The following is a 16,196-nucleotide window of genomic DNA, read 5'->3' on the forward strand; positions in this document are numbered from 1 at the left end:
ACACCGGCGGGCCCGCTGCGAGAGGATGGGCGCACGGCGGACCACCGCCGGCCACCCGCACCAGGAGACGCACCCCGCCATGCGCACAGCCGCCGTCATCGGCACCGGACTGATCGGCACCTCCGCCGCCCTCGCGCTCGCCGGACGCGGCGTCGCCGTGTACCTGGAGGACGCGGACCCGGACGCGGCCCGTACGGCCTCCGCCCTGGGCGCGGGCACCACGGAACTCCCCGACGCGCCGGTCGACCTGGCGATCGTCGCCGTGCCGCCCGCCCTCGTCGGCAAGGTGCTCGCCGACTGCCAGCGCCGCGGCCTGGCCCGCTGCTACACCGACGTGGCCAGTGTGAAGGCCGGCCCCCGCAGCGAGGTCGCCGCGCTCGGCTGCGACACCGTGCACTACATCGGCGGGCACCCCATGGCCGGCCGGGAGCGCTCCGGCCCGCTGGCCGCCCGCGCCGACCTCTTCGAGGGCCGGCCGTGGGTGCTCACCCCCACCCCGGACACCGACACCGACACCCTCAACGCCGCGCTGGAGCTCGTCGCCCTCTGCGGGGCCATGCCGATCGTCATGGACGCCACCGCGCACGACCGCGCCGTCGGCCTCGTCTCGCACGCCCCGCAGCTGCTCTCCTCGATCATCGCCGCCCGCCTCGAACACGCCGACGAGACCGCCGTCCGGCTCTCCGGCCAGGGCGTCCGCGACGTCACCCGCATCGCCGCCTCCAACCCCGCGCTGTGGGTCGACATCCTCTCCGCCAACGCCGGGGTGGTCGCCGACATCCTGCAGGAGGTCGCCGCCGACATCGACGACACCGTGACCGCCCTGCGCGCCCTGCAGGCCGCCGACGAGGGCGAACGCCGCGCCGGCGCCTCCGGCATCGAGGCCGTCATGCGCCGCGGCAACACCGGCCAGGCCCGCATCCCCGGCAAGCACGGCGCGCCGCCCACCCGCTACGAGACCGTCACCGTCGTGCTCGGCGACCAGCCGGGCGAGCTCGGCCGGCTCTTCGGCGAGGTCGGCACCCTCGGCGTCAACATCGAGGACGTCACCATCGAGCACTCCACCGGCCAGCAGGTCGGCCACGTGCACCTCGACGTCGCCCCGGCCGCCGTGCGGCTCCTCACCAACGGGCTGCGCGACCGCGGCTGGAGCGTCCGGGACTGATCCCGCCCGGCGGCACGGCGGGTGCGGCCGGAACCGTACGGTGCGGTCGGCGCGTTCCCTCCCGTGGGGCTGCGGGCCGCCGACGGCGTCCGGGCCGCCGGGGCCCTGCCGCGCACGGGGGAGGACACCGGTGGACGCATCACGGACGGACGGCGGCCTGAGCTGGAGCCCGGGCCCGCCCGACCGGGAACGCACCCTGACCGGCCTCGGGGCGGCCGACGCCGTCGCCGCGCTGGTGCTCGTGCTCCTGTGGCCGGAGCTGCGCTGGTGGGTCTTCGCGATCGGCGGCCTGCTCGGCGCCGGCCAGGCCGTCGGCCTGCGGATGCTGGGCGTACGGCACGCCGGGCTGGTGGTGCGGGTCGAGCTGGAGCCCGCCCCGGGCACGGCGAGGTTCGCACTGCACTCCGGGGAGACCGTGACGGTGCCGCTGGCCGCCGTCGAACGGATCGGGCTCACGCACCGGGGCGAGCGCGACGGCCTTCGCACCCGCTCCGACGCGGCTTTCGCACTGCGGCCCGCCCCGGGCCGTCCCGGCACGCTGCGGACGGCGCGCACCGTCCTCCCGGACGGCGCCGGGGCGGCGCTGGAGGCCTTCGCCCGGGCGAACGGGGTGCGCTTCCACGAGGAGGAGCGGCTGCCCCGGGACTGAGCGCCGGGGAGAGTGCCGGAGGCGAGTGCCGGGGGGTGGGTACGGGGCCGGGCGCCGGGGGGTGCCCCGGCCGACCGGCCGCCCCCGGGCCGGTGGGCGCCCGGACGGGAACCCTCCGCCGGTCCATTAACCTTGAGATAGTCATCCCGGCCCAGCGCGCCGGACCGAGAGAGAGGTTCGCCCCGTGGACACTGCCGACCGAGCGCACGCCCCGGTCGTCGTCGCCATCGACGGACCCTCCGGTTCCGGCAAGTCGACCGTCTCCCGGGCGGTCGCCGCCCGGCTCGGCCTGAGTTTCCTGGACACCGGCGCCATGTACCGCGCGATGACCTGGTGGATGCTGGCCAACGACGTCGACGTCGACGACGCCGAGGCGGTCGCCATCGCCTGCGGCAAGCCCGTCATCCTCTCCGGCACGGACGCGGCCGGCCCGACCATCACGGTCGACGGCCAGGACGTCTCCGGCCCGATCCGCGGCCCCGAGGTCACCGCCAAGGTGTCCGCGGTCTCCGCCGTCCCGGCCGTGCGCTCGCGCCTGGTGGAGCTGCAGCGCAGCTGCGCCGAGCACGCGGTGCGCGGCATGGTCGCCGAGGGCCGGGACATGGGCACCGTGGTCTTCCCCGAGGCCACCGCGAAGATCTTCCTCACCGCCTCGGGCACCGCCCGCGCCGAGCGCCGCGCCGCGGAACTCCGGGCGAAGGGCGTCGACGAGGAGACGATCACCGCGATGGCCGCGGACCTGGCCCGCCGGGACGCCGCCGACTCCTCCCGGGAGACGGCCCCGCTGACCCAGGCCGCGGACGCCGTGCTCGTCGACACCAGCACGCTCACCCTCGACCAGGTGATCGACACCGTCGCCGCCCTCGTGGAGGAGCGGTCGCAGGAGCCGTCCACCGTCTGAGCCGTTCCGGCCACCGCAGCACCGCAGCACCACCGCTGTGCCGCAGCACCACCTGAACCTCTTGAACCTCTTGAACCGTTCGTGAACCACCCCGGACCGTCCGGTCCGACCCTCAGGCCACAGGATCGTGGCCTCGCGCTGCCCCTGCGGGCAGATACGCACGGCGTGCCCCTGGGAAGGGCCGCGCCGGGAAATGGAAAACCGAGCATGAGCAACGACACCACCACGCACCACGGCGAACTCGGCGACAGCGAGTACGCCGAGTTCCTCGCGCTGGCCGCCGAGGAGGGCTTCGACGCCGAGGAGATCGACGCCGACCTCGACGCCGCCTCGCACGGACCGCTGCCGGTGCTGGCCGTCGTCGGCCGCCCGAACGTCGGCAAGTCGACCCTCGTCAACCGCATCATCGGCCGCCGCGAGGCCGTCGTCGAGGACCGCCCGGGCGTGACCCGCGACCGCGTGACCTACGAGGCGACCTGGAACGGCCGCCGCTTCAAGCTCGTCGACACCGGCGGCTGGGAGATCGACGTCCTCGGCCTCGACGCCGCCGTCGCCGCGCAGGCCGAGTACGGCATCGAGTCCGCCGACGCGGTGCTCTTCGTCGTCGACGCCACCGTCGGCGCCACCGACACCGACGAAGCCCTGATCAAGATCATCCGCAGGGCGGGCAAGCCGACCGTCCTCTGCGCCAACAAGGTCGACGGCCCGTCCACCGAGGCCGAGGCCGCCTACCTGTGGTCGCTCGGCCTCGGCGAGCCGTACCCCGTCTCCGCCCTGCACGGCCGCGGCTCCGGCGACCTCCTGGACGCCGTCATGGACGCCATGCCCGAGGCCCCGCCGCAGACCTTCGGCTCCGGCCCGCTCGGCGGCCCCCGCCGCGTGGCCCTGATCGGCCGCCCGAACGTCGGCAAGTCCAGCCTCCTCAACAAGGTCGCCGGCGAGGAGCGCGTGGTCGTCAACGAGCTGGCCGGCACCACCCGCGACCCGGTCGACGAGATGATCGAACTCGGCGGCAAGACCTGGAAGTTCGTCGACACCGCCGGTATCCGCCGTCGCGTTCACCTCACCGCCGGCGCCGACTTCTACGCCTCGCTGCGCACCTCCTCCGCGCTGGAGAAGGCCGAGGTCGCGGTCGTGCTGGTCGACGCCAGCGAGACCCTCGCCGAGCAGGACACCCGGATCATCTCGATGGCCGTCGAGGCCGGACGCGCCGTCGTCATCGCCTACAACAAGTGGGACCAGCTCGACGAGGAGCGCCGCTACTACCTGGAGCGCGAGATCGAGCGCGACCTCGTCCAGGTGCAGTGGGCCCCCCGCGTCAACGTGTCGGCGAAGACCGGCCGCCACATGGAGAAGCTCGTCCCCGCCATCGAGACCGCGCTGGCCGGCTGGGAGACCCGCATCCCGACCGCGCGCCTCAACGCCTTCCTCGGCGAGCTCGTCGCCTCGCACCCGCACCCGGTGCGCGGCGGCAAGCAGCCCCGCATCCTCTTCGGCACCCAGGCCGGCGCCCGCCCGCCGCGCTTCGTGCTCTTCGCCTCCGGCTTCCTGGAGGCCGGCTACCGGCGCTTCATCGAGCGCCGCCTGCGCGAGGAGTTCGGCTTCGCCGGCACCCCGATCTCGATCTCGGTGCGGGTGCGCGAGAAGCGCCGCAAGAAGTAGGACCACCACCGACGGCCGGGGCCGGGCAGCGATCACGCTGCCCGGCCCCGGCCGTTTCCGTGTCCCCGGGAGGCGGGGGCACGCGCCGGGTGAGCGCGGGGTCAGTGCTGCTCGCCCGAGCGGCCCGGCGGCAGCTGCAGCACCGAGCGGTGCCGTCCGCCGCCCGCCGTCACGACGTCGAGGCCCACCGGGAGCCGCCCCCCGCCGCCTGCCGCGCCCGCCGCGGCGCCGTGCCCGTCGGCCTCCGCGCGGCCGGAACCGAGGTACCCGGCCGCCACCCAGCCCTGCCCGCCGCCCGACGCCTGCGCGGTCGCCGCGCGGCCCTGCTGGTGCTCCACGTGCTGCAGCCGGCCCGACGCCTCCGTGAACGCGCTGCCGTGCGCGCTTTCGTGCGTGTCGCCGTGCGCGTCGCCCGCGGTCCGGCTCTCGGAGATGAACTGCGGCATCCCCTGGGCGTGCCCCGGGAACGTCTCGAACGCCTGGTGCTGCGGGTACGGCGCCGACCCGGCCGACCCGGCGTACCCGTAGCCGCCGAACACGGGGAGGCGCAGCTGCTCCTCGTCGGTCCGGTCACCCGGGAGGGCCCGGAAGAGTCTGCGGTACTCGGAGTACAGCGAGTCGTAGATCGGGGTCGGCGAGGTCGGGCGGTCCGTGTCGTACGCGGGGCGCATGCCCGGAATGGTGCGGGCGGCGGACGGGCGGGTGGTGGGGGCGACGTCGTAGCTGTACACGTGAGGGCCAACGAGCGAGGCCGCCCGGGGATGCGGGGCGGGACGGCCCTCATCCCCGGGCGGCGCGCGGCCGGCCGGTCGTCTGCTGCCCATCGGGCGCCGCCCGGGGGTGCGCCGGGTGCTGCCCGGTCGTCACGGGCTCCGGCGGCCGCCGGAGCCGGGCGCCGGAGCCGGGTGGGCCGGTGCTGCTGGGTGCCGGGCGCCGGAGCCGGGTGGGCCGGTGCTGCTGGGTGCCGGGCGCCGGTGCCGGGTGGGCCGGTGCTGCCGGGTCGGTGTCCCTCCGGGGGCGGTCAGGTGCCGGCGAGCGGGAGCATGCCGGCGGCCAGGATGCCCTGACCGGCGGCCCGGTCGAGGGCGATGCGCAGCAGGTCCTCGCGGGGCTGGCGGCCGATGGTGCCGGCCGGCACGGCGTACATGATCACCTCCGAGCGGCGGCTCACGGAGGACCGCCAGGCGTCGGTGACCTGGAGCGGCTGGTGGGCCTGCCACCAGGCGGTGCTGCCCCCGGCCGCGGAGGGCTGCAGGATCGCGTGCAGCTGGCCCATCGCCATCAGCACCGACCAGCCGGTGAGCGGGCGCACCGGCACCCGGTCGACCGATCCGACGAGCTGGAAACTGTGGTCGGTGAGGAGGGAGAGGAACTCGTCCTCCGCCGAGCCGCTGCCGGGCCGGGCGATCGGGCCGGTCGGCTCGACGACCAGCGCGGCGTACGGGGTGTCCCCGCAGAGCACCAGGCCGCAGGTGACGCCGAGGACGGCGGGCTGGGCGCCGGGGTCGGCGGGGGCGTACTGGGGTGCGGGGGCCGGAGCGGGCGGGGGCGTGTAGGCGGGCGCGGGGACGCCCGGGTAGGCGTGCGCGGTGGCCGGGTACCCGGCGTGGGCGGCGTGCACGGGCTCCGGCGCGTAGGCGGACGGTGCGGGCGCGCCGACGCCGCCCTGCGCCTGGCTGATCGAGCGGACGGCGCCCAGCAGCTGCTCCTCGGCCACCGGAACCACCTGGGACGGGATGCAGCGGGCGTGGGCGAAGGCGAGCACGGCCGTCTCGTCGCCGATGAAGAGCACCGTGCTGGTGGCTTCGCGCAGCGAGTCGCCGGGGCCCCGGCAGGAGGTGCAGTCGTAGGCGTCGGGGGCGTGGGCGCCGGCGAGCAGGCGATCCGCCTCGTCGTCGCCGATCTCGGCTCGTACTTCGTCGCAGACATCGAGCATGCGCGGCAAGGGGACTCCTCCGGTCGTCAGGGGTGGCACGGGCGCACGTGGCCGCCATTCCCAACGGGCCGCCTGTGGCCGGGGTCACGGGTGCGTCCGGCGACGACGGGATTTGCCGCGGATCTGACTGCAACGGGTGGGCGAATGGTCGCCGTCTGTCGATCCTGTGCCCGAGGTCACAGCGCGTCACCGGTGAGCAGGGTCACGACCGGGCGATGGTTGATCATGGAAAATATGGTCAAAAGGGGCATAGTGTTGCGATCTGCTAGATCGATACCGGCGGTAACGCACCGCTGAGCTGCGCGGACCCGAAACCGTTTGGTGCCCGGCCGGACGGCTCGTAGCTTTTTGGGCAGTGCACCGAGCACTTCCCGGGTTCACCCCCACGCACCGCCCACCGGCTCCGACCGGTCGGAGCCGGTGCCCGCCGCAGCGGCTGACCACCGCGGCCGGCGAGGACGGTGGCCGGGGCGGCACGGCACGTACGACACGTGCACAGCCGCCTTGCGGACGAGGCAGACGAACCGGGCCCCCAGGGCTCTGGTTCCGCATGCCCGCCCGGGGCTGTGGAGAGGAATCCCATGACCTTCCGTAACGAGTCCGCCGCTGCCACCACCACCGCCGTCAAGCGCAACCGCGTGCGGACGGCCCTCGTCGGCGGCGCCATGGTCGCCGCCCTCCCGGTGGCCGGCCTCGTCACGGCCAACTCCGCCTCCGCCGCCTCCGTCTCCACCTGGGACGCCGTCGCCCAGTGCGAGTCGGGCGGCAACTGGGCCATCAACACCGGCAACGGCTTCTACGGCGGCCTGCAGTTCACCAACAGCACCTGGGCCGCCTTCGGCGGCACCGCGTACGCCTCGCAGGCCAACCTCGCCACCAAGGCGCAGCAGATCTCCGTCGCCGAGAAGGTCCTCGCCTCGCAGGGCCCCGGCGCCTGGCCCGTCTGCTCCGTCAAGGCCGGTCTGACCAAGGGCGGCGCCGCCGCCCAGGTCGACACCACCACCCCGGCCGCCACCCCGGCCCCGAAGGCCGCCGCGCCCAAGGCTGCTGCGCCCAAGGCCGCCGCCCCGGCGACCACCGCGCCGAAGGCCGACACCGAGCAGAAGGCCTCGCGCAGCGAGACCCGCGCCAAGTCGGACTGGAACACCAAGAAGACCGACGGCGGCTCGTACACCGTGCAGGCCGGCGACACCCTGAGCAAGATCGCCAACGCCAAGGGCGTCGACTGGAAGACCCTGTACGACAACAACGCCGGCGTCATCGGCAGCAACCCGAACCTGATCCTCCCGGGCCAGGTCCTGTCGGTCTGACACCGGACCCCCGAACAGCCCGGCACGGCGTCCACCGCCCACGGCTGACGCAGTGCCGACGCCCGCCGGCCGCCGCCCGTACCCCGCGTACGGACGGCGGCCGGCGGGCGTTGCCGCGGGTCTTGCCGCGTGTCTTGCCGACGGGGGCTCGCGGGTCGGCGCTGCCGGGTCGGTGGTCCCCGGGTCGGTGGTTCCCGGGTTGGTGGTCCTGGCGTCCGGTCCGCGGGCGGTGTCCCCGTGCGGTGGCTACGCTCGGGTGCTGTGTGCTCCGAGGCCCTGAGGGCGCTCCGTCCGGTGTTCGCGCCCCTGGCCCTGCTGCCGGGTGTGCTGGTGTCGGGCGTTCTGCTGCCGGGTGTGCTGGTGTCGGGTGTCCTGGTGTCTGCGCCGTCCGCGGCCGCGGTCCCGTCCCCGGTGCCCGCCCGTGCGCACCCCGTGGCGGCCGCCGGGGCAGGGCCCGCCGGAGTCCGTCCGTACGGCCGGCGCGTCACCGCCCGGGCCGATGCCGGCGTCCCCACCCCCGACGCGGTGTGGGACGCCCTCGCCGACTGCGAGAGCGGCGGCGACTGGCAGGCGGACACCGGGAACGGCTACTACGGCGGCCTCCAGATCTGGCCGCCCACCTGGGCCGAGGCCGGCGGACTGCAGTTCGCCGCCCGCCCCGACCTCGCCGCCCGGCGCGAGCAGATCACCGTCGCCGAGGAGATCCTGAGCCGACAGGGCTGGCAGGCCTGGGCGTCCTGTGCCCGGCAGATCGGCCTGCTGCCGCGGACCGGCCCCGGCCGCGGCGCCGCTCACCCCCAGGCCAGTTCGCCCTTCGCCACCTTCGTGCCGAGCTCGACGGCCACCGGCAGGCCCGCGTCCGGGTAGAGGCGCAGCAGCGCCGCCTGGGCCGCGGCGGCGTCCGGCGCCTTGCCGAGCTCCCGCTCGAAGTCCTTCAGGTAGTCGCGGGTCCAGGTGATCGCCGAGGTGTCGGTCGGGGCGCCCGCCGTCCTGTGCCCGGCCACCACCAGGGCCGGTTCCAGCGCCTCCATGGCGTCCAGCAGGTCGATCCAGGCGGCGCGCTGCGCGGGGTCGGGGGTGTCCGCCGTCCACACGTGCACGCCCTGGAAGAGCGCGACCCCGCCGAGCATCACCCGGCTGCGGTGCTCCCAGAGGAAGTGGTGGCCGGGCAGCTTCGGCTCGAACCCGCGCACCTCGAACCGGTGCCCCTCGAACGTCACCACGTCGCCCTCCAGCGGCTGCAGCCGCGGCGGCCGCGTCGGCAGCTCGCTGCCCAGGTGCGCCCAGACCGCCAGCTTGGCCGGGTACGTCTCCGCGATGTGCGCCACGACCTGCGGGTGGGCCACGAAGCGGGCGTCGGGAAAGGCGTTCTGCACCTCTTCGGTGCCGAAGTAGAAATCCGGGTCGCCGTGGCTCACCACGACCGTGTCGAGCGGCCGGCCGACGGCCCGGACGACCTCGGTGAGCCGCCGCCCGTCCGAACGGGTGAACCCGGTGTCCACCAGCATCGTCCCGTGGGCGCCCGTGACGAGCACGGCCGTCTTGTGCATCGACGACTCGGGGAGGTCGACGACGGCGAAGTCCAGCCTGCTCATACCGGCTCCTTCGGGGGCGCGGCGCGGCGCGGCGTACGCGCAGCGGCGGGGCGGGCGGGGAGCGCGGCGCCGCAGGGGCGGGCCGGGCCTCCCGACCAGCGTGGGCCGCCGCACCCGTCGGCGCATGTCGATCGGGCCCGGGACGGTCCCGCCGTCCCGGGGGCGGGTGCGGTCGGCGTCCGGGCGCCGGACGGGACGGGACGGGGTGGGACCGGGGGAGTGCGCCGCTGCCGGAAGCCTCCGTGGGCTCCCGTGGGCTGGAAGGATGGGGGCATGAGCGGCGATCCCCTCCCGTTCCCGCGCGAGCGCGCCGACCCGGCCCCCGGTGCCGTGCACCTCCCCGACTGGCTGGCCCCCGCCGAACAGCGCCGGCTCGTCGAGGCCTGCCGCGCCTGGGCGCGCCCGCCCGCCGGGATGCGGACCGTCCGGCTGCCCGGCGGCGCCGAGATGTCCGTCCGGACGGTCTGCCTCGGCTGGCACTGGTACCCGTACGGCTACGCCCGCACCGTCGTCGACGGGGACGGCGCCCCCGTCAAACCGTTCCCCGACGAACTGGGAGACCTCGCCCGCCGGGCCCTCACCGCCGCGTACGGCCCCGGCGACCGTGCCCCGGTCTCCGGTGCGGCCGGGTACGACGTGCCCGACATCGCCGGTGCGGCCGGGTACGCGCCCGACACCGCCCTCGTCAACCACTACCCGTACGGTGCGCGGATGGGCCTGCACAAGGACAAGGACGAACGCACCGACGCACCGGTGGTCTCCCTCTCCCTCGGCGACACCTGCGTCTTCCGGTTCGGCAACACCGAGACCCGCACCCGCCCGTGGACCGACCTCGAACTGCGCAGCGGCGACCTCTTCGTCTTCGGCGGCCCCGCCCGGTTCGCCTACCACGGCGTCGTCCGCACCCTGCCCGGCACCGCCGATCCCGCGCTCGGGCTGACCGGGCGTCTGAACATCACCGTCCGGCAGTCGGGGCTGGCCTGACCGCCGGTTGCCGCCCGATGTCCGCTGCCCACCGTCCCGATGTCCGCTGCCCGTGGGACGGTGGCCGCCACGCCTACCCACGCCTGCCCACGCCAGGCCCGCCCACGCCATGCCGACGGCCGGAATCCCGGTGACCGACACCCCCGGGCGGCGGGAATTCCCCGATACGGAGGAGACTTCTCGGTAGACGTAGAAGGCGCCGGGCGCCGCCGGACCGGAGATCCCGGGACCGGCGGGCGGCGGCCGGGAGAGGACACACGACCATGGGGACGCCCGTCGACCAGCTCGTCGACCTGCTCGACCTGGAGCAGATCGAGCTCAACATCTTCCGCGGCCGCAGCCCGGAGGAGGCCCTGCAGCGGACGTTCGGCGGCCAGGTCGCGGGGCAGGCGCTCGTCGCCGCCGGCCGCACCGTCGAAGCCGGCCGCCCCGTCCACTCGCTGCACGCCTACTTCCTGCGCCCGGGCGTGCCCGGCGTGCCGATCGTCTACCAGGTCGACCGCATCCGCGACGGCCGCGCGTTCACCACCCGGCGCGTCCTGGCGATCCAGCAGGGCCGGTCGATCTTCGCGCTCACCGCCGACTTCCACCTGCCCGAGCAGGGCGGCATCGAGCACCAGGACGCGATGCCCGACGTGCCCGCGCCCGAGGACCTCCCCAGCGCCCTCGACGAGGTCGGCTCCCGCCTCGGCGAACTGCCGCCCTTCATCAGCCGCCGCCAGCCCTTCGACATCCGCTACGTCGACCGGCTGCGCTGGACGAAGGAGGACCTCGAAGGCGTCCAGCCGCGCAGCGGCGTCTGGCTGCGCACCAACGGCGCCCTCCCGGACGACCCGCTGATCCACGTCTGCGCGCTCACCTACGCCAGCGACATGACGCTCCTCGACGCGGTCCGCGCCCCCGTCGAACCCCTCTGGGGCGAACGCAACTTCGACATGGCCTCGCTCGACCACGCCATGTGGTTCCACCGGCCGTTCCGCGCCGACGAATGGCTGCTCTACCAGCAGGAGTCGCCGATCGCGCACGGCGCCCGCGGCCTCGCCCGCGGCGAGATCTTCGACCGCAGCGGGCAGCTGGTGGTGTCCGTCGTCCAGGAGGGACTCTTCCGACCGCTCGGACGGCGCTGACCGCCGCCCACCGGCCCGCACCCGCAGCCCGCCCCGCACCGAGGCCCACCCCGCGCCCGCAGCCGTACCCGCAGCCCCAGCCGTACCCGCCACGCGCCGACGCTCAGGAGGACATCCGATGACCGCCGCCGAGACCGCCCTCGAATCCTGGCATCGCTGGACGGAGGCCCGCACCGCGGCCGCCGGCGCCCCGCACGGGCCGCTCGCCCTCGTCGGCACCCACTGGCTCGGGCCCGACCGCGAACGCATCCCCGGCCTCCCCGGCGAATGGTGGGCCCACGACGGCACCGTACGGCTGCACGCCGAGGCCGCCGACGGCATCCTCCCCGAGGGCGACGCGTCCCCGCCCGGAGGTGCGTCCCTGCACGGCGAGGTCGCCCTCCGCCCCGACACCCACCCCGAGCCGCAGCGCGCCACCCACGGCGAGCTGCGGCTCGTGCCGATCGAACGCGAAGGCGAACTCGCCCTGCGCGTCTTCGACCCCGCCGCACCCGCCCGGACCGCCTTCGCAGGCATCGACACCTACCCGTACGCCCCCGACTGGGCCGTCCCCGCCGTCTTCACACCGTTCGAGCACGGCGACCAGGCCCTCACCGTGCCCAACGCCGACGGCCGGGAACGCCCCCTCGCCCTCGCCGGGCAGATCGCCTTCACCCTCTGCGGCGAGGAGCACGCACTCACCGTCGGCCGCTCCACCGGCGGCCGGCTGAGCGCCGTCATCGCGGACACCACCAGCGGCCACGAGACGTACCGCTTCCGGTTCCTCACCCTGCCCGCCCCCGACGCCGACGGTCGCACCGTGCTCGACCTCAACCGCGCCTTCCTGCCGCCCTGCGCCTTCGCCGACCACTTCATCTGCCCGTTCCCGCCGCCGGGCAACAAGCTCCCCGTCGCCGTGGAAGCCGGCGAACGGCACGTCGTCACCAAGGGGGAACCCGCCTGACCCCGGCAAAGACTCCTGGTCGACGATGGTGGCATGCCCTCAGACCATCCCGCCGCCGCCCCGGCTCCCGGTGCCCCTGCTCCTGGTGTCCCGGCCACCGGTGCCCCTGCCGCTGACGACGACTCCATACCCGTAGCCGGACCCGACCCCGCCCCGGCAGCGACAGCGGGCGGCCGCCTGGGCCGCGCCGCCCGCGGAGCCCTCGCCGACATCGGACCCCTGCGCGACCACCCCGACTACCGGCGCCTCTGGTTCGGCCAGACCGTCTCCTCCGTCGGCCAGCAGATGACCGCCGTCGCCGTCGCCGTACAGGTCTGGGACCTCACCCGCTCCAGCTTCGCCACCGGCCTCGTCGGACTCTTCTCACTCGTCCCCCTCGTCACCCTCGGTCTCTGGGGCGGCGCCATCGCCGACACCGTCGACCGCCGCCGCCTCGGACTCATCGGCTCCGCCGGTCTCGCCGTCGTCTCCGTCCTCCTCGCCACCCAGGCCGTCCTCGACCTCGGCGCCGTCGCCCTGCTGTACGCGGCCGTCGCCGCCCAGGCCGGATTCTTCGCCCTCGCCTCGCCCGCGCGGTCGTCGATGATCCCCCGCCTCGTGCCCAAGCACCAGCTCCCCGCCGCCAACGCCCTCAACACCGTCAGCATGAACCTCGGCATGACCGTCGGCCCCATGCTCGGCGGCCTCCTCATCGGCGCGTACGGCGTGCAGTCCGCGTACATCGTCGACGCCGTCGCCTTCAGCGCCACGCTGTACGCCATGTGGCGCCTGCCCGCCATGCGTCCCCTCGGCGACCGCAAGGGACGTGCCTCCGTCCTCGACGGCCTGCGCTTCCTCGCCACCCGCCCCAACCTGCGCACCAGCTTCCTCGCCGACCTCGCCGCCATGATCTTCGGCCTGCCGCGCGCCCTCTTCCCCGCCATCGCCGCCGGCTTCTACGGCGGCGGCGCCGGCACCGTCGGCCTCCTCGTCGCCGCCCCCGCCGTCGGCGCCCTCGGCGGCGCGCTCTTCTCCGGCTGGGTCGGCCGCGTCCACCGCCACGGCGCCGCCGTCCTCGCCGCCGTCGCCGCCTGGGGCCTCGCCATCGCCGGCTTCGGCCTCGTCCACAACCTCTGGATCGGCCTCGCCCTCCTCGCCGCCGCCGGCTGCGCCGACACCGTCAGCATGATCTTCCGCAACACGATGATGCAGGTCGCCGCCCCCGACGAGATGCGCGGGCGCCTCCAGGGCATCTTCATCGTCGTCGTCGCCGGCGGCCCCCGCCTCGGCGACTTCGAATCCGGCACCGTCGCCGCCCTCACCTCCTCCGTCACCACCGCCGTCGTCACCGGCGGACTCGCCTGCGTCGCCGCCGTCCTCCTCCTCGCCGCCCGCCGCCCCGCCTTCCTCCGCTACGACTCCCGCCACCCCACCCCCTGACCAGCCAACTCGCCACCACCCCCCACACCCGAAACCTGGCAGCGAGCACCCCTCCACGTGCTGTATTGTTTTCCACGTCGCCGGGAGACCGGGGACAAGGTCAAGAAGCCGAAGATCACCGACCCCGGTCGGCGAACCGAAGCAACAGGACCACGGGACGTGGCGCAGCTTGGTAGCGCACTTGACTGGGGGTCAAGGGGTCGCAGGTTCAAATCCTGTCGTCCCGACAGAAATGTCGGAGCCCCGCTGACTGGACGAAAGTCCAGACCAGCGGGGCTTTTGCCGTTCCTGCGGTCGTTCAGCGAACGAGCCGCAGGTGGCGTCCGGGGGAGTTCGGCGGAACCACTTTCGGGACCAGGGGCCCTGCGCGGGCCGCTCAGGTGCGCGCTCAGCGCCTCGTGGGGCGTTGTTCCGGCAGCGGGCGGATTTCGGGGATCAGTAGGGCCGTTCTCCGGCGCTTGCCCTTGTTGCCCTTGTTTAACAGCAGGACGGGGCCGGGCGTGGTCTGCCGACAGAGGTCCCGCATCCAGGTCGTCCGGTTGATGTTTTTGGTCCGGGCACCGGAGGCCTCCTCGATGCGGGTGGCGGTGCGGGCCGTGAACCTCATGACGTCGTCCCGCCCCGGGTGTTGGTCGGCGGGACGTTCGACCAGGGCCGTGGCGAGTTGGTCCAGCGCCGCCCGGTTGCGCAGTGCGAGAGAGCAGGGGCCGTCCAGTTCGTCCCTGGCCTGCTTGTACTCCTGCTGTCAACCGACCATCCGGGCCGGGTTCACGTCACCGCGAGGCTGGACTTCACGGTCGATTTGCTGCACTCGTCCGCGATCCACCCGTACACGGCGCGGTCGGCCACCGCCATCGTGGCTTCGGTCGGGGCGATGCCGCGGAGGCGGCCTTCTGCATCCGTTCGATCCAGCCGAGTGTGTCGTTCTCGGTCTCGAACGCCCCGGAACGGGAGGGCTGCTTCTTCGTCCGAAGACCGGTCCACCGCGCCGGGCATGGAAGGGAGTTGCCCGGTGGGGCTGGTGCTCCACGTCAGGTGGCAGCTTGACCCAGGGGCGACGGCTACGAGGCCGGCGAGACGGTGCGGTCGGCCGCCGGCACGCCGGTGACGTGTGGAAGCCGATGATCCACCGGGACCTTCGGCTGGCTGAGCGGGATCCTCCCGGCCGGCCACCGGTCGGGTGTCTGCGGCGGAAGGACGGGCCGGGGGCCGGGCCCGTCCTTCGCCGTTGGGGCCGGGTTCAGGACGTCGCGAGGGTGTCCACGAAGTTGGTGCCGGCGCTGTAGAAGTCGTCCACCGTCTTCTGGACGTCCGTGTAGGGGACGGCCGCGGCGTCCTTGTAGTAGAACCAGTTGATCTTCAGGTTCCAGGTGCGCTGTCCGCCGAGGGACGGCAGCAGGTCGATGAACCAGTTGCTGAAGTGGACGTCCATCTTCTCGCGCGGGACGTACTTGCCGGTGCTGGTGAACAGCTCCTTGCCGTCCATGGAGTAGGTGGCCTTCCCGTCCACGGCGGTGACCATCATGACGTGCCAGCCCTTGTAGTGCTGCTTGTGCGGCTTGGTGACCCGGTCCGGCGGATCGGCCTTGAACCAGCTGGTGGTGTCGAGCTGCGGACCCGGCGTGCCCCAGCCGCCGTTCGGCATGTACTCGTAGTCGAGCTCGCTGTAGTTCGCCGAGTCGTCCGAGGGGGAGATCGGGAAGTAGGACTGGACGACGTGGTCGCCGTTCTTGCCGCCGGCCGGCTTGTCGCTGAGGTAGACCCGGGCGGCGAAGGTGCCGTTGAAGAGCTTGGTGCCGGTGCTCTGGATCTCGACCTGCTTGGTGCCCTTCTGGGTGCCGTCGGTGGACGCCTGCAGCTGCAGGGTCCGGCCGCCCTGGGCGGTGGTGTCGGCGGGGAAGCTCGCGCCGGCGTCGGACCACGTGTCCTTGATCCCGGGGCCGCCCTCGCCGGTGCGGATCTCCCAGCCGTGGGCGGTGAGCGCGGGGTCGGTGGGACCGGTGTACTGGAAGCTGTCGAACAGGGTGCCCGGCGGGCCGGTCGGGGTCGGCGAGGCGCTGGTCGCGGACCCGTCCTTCGCCGTCGCGGCGGCGCCGTCGCCGCCACCGGACGCCGCACCGCTCGAACAGGCGGTGAGCACGCACAGCAGGGTCGGGAGGGTGAGCACGCTCCACACGCGGTGACGAGGGATGCGGCGGGGCTGACTCACGCGGGCTCCTTGGGGCGTACCGATCACACGTGCGCACTGATCAGATGAGGGGGTCATCCTAACGGGACGGGCAAGCCCCTCCGGTGCGTGCCCGTCCGGATCCGGAGGGCCGGAGTCCGAGGTCGACGGTGAGTGCACGCTTGCACTCCGGTATGCGTCGACCGGCATTTCGATCCGATTACAACCCCCCGTCAGATCGGGTCAAATCCACCCATCGGTCCTCATTCGGTTCAGGCCGGTGTACTAGCGTTCGCTCTACGCTCCCGCGGTCCACGTACCCTGCACTGAAAGGCGTC

General features: G+C 74.2%; 15 protein-coding genes and 1 tRNA gene. 11 read left to right on the forward strand and 5 right to left on the reverse strand.

Annotated elements, in window-relative coordinates:
- Positions 1–79 precede the first annotated feature (79 nt).
- The 4 genes from SNE206_RS02470 (at position 80) to der (ending at position 4,377) form a co-directional block, all read left to right on the forward strand.
- Entirely contained in the window at positions 80–1,165 is a 1,086-nt protein-coding gene (locus SNE206_RS02470; protein ID WP_407911643.1) for a prephenate dehydrogenase, read from the forward strand.
- A gap of 130 nt (positions 1,166–1,295) precedes the next feature.
- Complete coding sequence (locus SNE206_RS02475; protein WP_407911644.1) at positions 1,296–1,814, forward strand: hypothetical protein; 519 nt, start codon at positions 1,296–1,298, stop codon at positions 1,812–1,814.
- A 184-nt stretch (positions 1,815–1,998) separates the two neighbouring features.
- Positions 1,999–2,715, forward strand: a complete 717-nt coding sequence (gene cmk, locus SNE206_RS02480) for a (d)CMP kinase (RefSeq protein ID WP_407911645.1) — start codon at positions 1,999–2,001, stop codon at positions 2,713–2,715.
- A gap of 207 nt (positions 2,716–2,922) precedes the next feature.
- Positions 2,923–4,377 carry a ribosome biogenesis GTPase Der gene (gene der / locus SNE206_RS02485; protein ID WP_407911646.1) on the forward strand — a complete coding sequence of 485 codons (1,455 nt, stop codon included), beginning with the start codon at positions 2,923–2,925 and terminating at the stop codon, positions 4,375–4,377.
- A 101-nt stretch (positions 4,378–4,478) separates the two neighbouring features.
- On the opposite strand, the gene SNE206_RS02490 is transcribed toward der, so the two are convergent.
- Positions 4,479–5,108: a hypothetical protein gene (locus tag SNE206_RS02490; RefSeq protein WP_407911647.1), complete on the reverse strand. Its 630-nt coding sequence runs from the start codon at positions 5,106–5,108 to the stop codon at positions 4,479–4,481.
- Between the two features lie 290 nt (positions 5,109–5,398).
- Positions 5,399–6,313, reverse strand: coding sequence for a hypothetical protein (locus tag SNE206_RS02495; RefSeq protein ID WP_407911648.1), 915 nt, complete (start codon positions 6,311–6,313; stop codon positions 5,399–5,401).
- Between the two features lie 581 nt (positions 6,314–6,894).
- On the opposite strand from SNE206_RS02495, the gene SNE206_RS02500 reads away from it, so the two are divergent.
- The gene (locus SNE206_RS02500) at positions 6,895–7,623 is read left to right on the forward strand and encodes a transglycosylase family protein (RefSeq protein WP_407911649.1); all 729 of its coding nucleotides are present in this window, start codon (positions 6,895–6,897) and stop codon (positions 7,621–7,623) included.
- A 294-nt stretch (positions 7,624–7,917) separates the two neighbouring features.
- On the forward strand, positions 7,918–8,490 hold the full coding sequence (locus tag SNE206_RS02505; protein WP_407911650.1) for a transglycosylase family protein: 573 nt from the start codon (positions 7,918–7,920) through the stop codon (positions 8,488–8,490).
- Here SNE206_RS02505 and SNE206_RS02510 read toward each other — a convergent pair.
- The gene (locus SNE206_RS02510; RefSeq protein WP_407911651.1) at positions 8,415–9,218 is read right to left on the reverse strand and encodes an MBL fold metallo-hydrolase; all 804 of its coding nucleotides are present in this window, start codon (positions 9,216–9,218) and stop codon (positions 8,415–8,417) included. The genes SNE206_RS02505 and SNE206_RS02510 overlap by 76 nt on opposite strands.
- A 273-nt stretch (positions 9,219–9,491) precedes the next feature.
- Between SNE206_RS02510 and SNE206_RS02515 the strand changes: the two genes are divergently transcribed.
- The 5 genes from SNE206_RS02515 (at position 9,492) to SNE206_RS02535 (ending at position 13,918) form a co-directional block, all read left to right on the forward strand.
- The gene (locus SNE206_RS02515) at positions 9,492–10,202 is read left to right on the forward strand and encodes an alpha-ketoglutarate-dependent dioxygenase AlkB family protein (protein WP_407911652.1); all 711 of its coding nucleotides are present in this window, start codon (positions 9,492–9,494) and stop codon (positions 10,200–10,202) included.
- Between the two features lie 263 nt (positions 10,203–10,465).
- Positions 10,466–11,329 (forward strand): acyl-CoA thioesterase, encoded by an 864-nt coding sequence (locus tag SNE206_RS02520; RefSeq protein ID WP_407911653.1) that lies wholly within the window; start codon positions 10,466–10,468, stop codon positions 11,327–11,329.
- A 118-nt stretch (positions 11,330–11,447) separates the two neighbouring features.
- The gene (locus SNE206_RS02525; protein WP_407911654.1) at positions 11,448–12,272 is read left to right on the forward strand and encodes a DUF1684 domain-containing protein; all 825 of its coding nucleotides are present in this window, start codon (positions 11,448–11,450) and stop codon (positions 12,270–12,272) included.
- Positions 12,273–12,305: 33 nt separating this feature from the next.
- Positions 12,306–13,691 (forward strand): MFS transporter, encoded by a 1,386-nt coding sequence (locus SNE206_RS02530; protein ID WP_407911655.1) that lies wholly within the window; start codon positions 12,306–12,308, stop codon positions 13,689–13,691.
- Between the two features lie 153 nt (positions 13,692–13,844).
- Positions 13,845–13,918: transfer RNA gene (locus SNE206_RS02535), tRNA-Pro, on the forward strand.
- Between the two features lie 161 nt (positions 13,919–14,079).
- On the opposite strand, the gene SNE206_RS02540 is transcribed toward SNE206_RS02535, so the two are convergent.
- Positions 14,080–14,298 (reverse strand): hypothetical protein, encoded by a 219-nt coding sequence (locus SNE206_RS02540; RefSeq protein ID WP_407911656.1) that lies wholly within the window; start codon positions 14,296–14,298, stop codon positions 14,080–14,082.
- 633 nt (positions 14,299–14,931) lie between these two features.
- A complete protein-coding gene (locus SNE206_RS02545; RefSeq protein ID WP_407911657.1) occupies positions 14,932–15,900 on the reverse strand; it encodes a glycoside hydrolase family 16 protein in 969 nt (322 codons plus the stop codon).
- Between the last annotated feature and the right edge of the window lie 296 nt (positions 15,901–16,196).

The sequence above is a fragment of the Kitasatospora sp. NE20-6 genome, from assembly GCF_045862635.1.

Excerpts from the sequence above, each read along its gene's own strand:
- SNE206_RS02470 (WP_407911643.1), top strand. The coding sequence starts at position 80 with ATGCGCACAGCCGCCGTCATCGGCACCGGACTGATCGGCACCTCCGCC.
- der (WP_407911646.1), top strand. The coding sequence starts at position 2,923 with ATGAGCAACGACACCACCACGCACCACGGCGAACTCGGCGACAGCGAG.
- SNE206_RS02495 (WP_407911648.1), bottom strand. The coding sequence starts at position 6,313 with ATGCTCGATGTCTGCGACGAAGTACGAGCCGAGATCGGCGACGACGAG.
- SNE206_RS02500 (WP_407911649.1), top strand. The coding sequence starts at position 6,895 with ATGACCTTCCGTAACGAGTCCGCCGCTGCCACCACCACCGCCGTCAAG.
- SNE206_RS02510 (WP_407911651.1), bottom strand. The coding sequence starts at position 9,218 with ATGAGCAGGCTGGACTTCGCCGTCGTCGACCTCCCCGAGTCGTCGATG.
- SNE206_RS02515 (WP_407911652.1), top strand. The coding sequence starts at position 9,492 with ATGAGCGGCGATCCCCTCCCGTTCCCGCGCGAGCGCGCCGACCCGGCC.
- SNE206_RS02520 (WP_407911653.1), top strand. The coding sequence starts at position 10,466 with ATGGGGACGCCCGTCGACCAGCTCGTCGACCTGCTCGACCTGGAGCAG.
- SNE206_RS02525 (WP_407911654.1), top strand. The coding sequence starts at position 11,448 with ATGACCGCCGCCGAGACCGCCCTCGAATCCTGGCATCGCTGGACGGAG.
- SNE206_RS02530 (WP_407911655.1), top strand. The coding sequence starts at position 12,306 with ATGCCCTCAGACCATCCCGCCGCCGCCCCGGCTCCCGGTGCCCCTGCT.
- SNE206_RS02540 (WP_407911656.1), bottom strand. The coding sequence starts at position 14,298 with ATGAGGTTCACGGCCCGCACCGCCACCCGCATCGAGGAGGCCTCCGGT.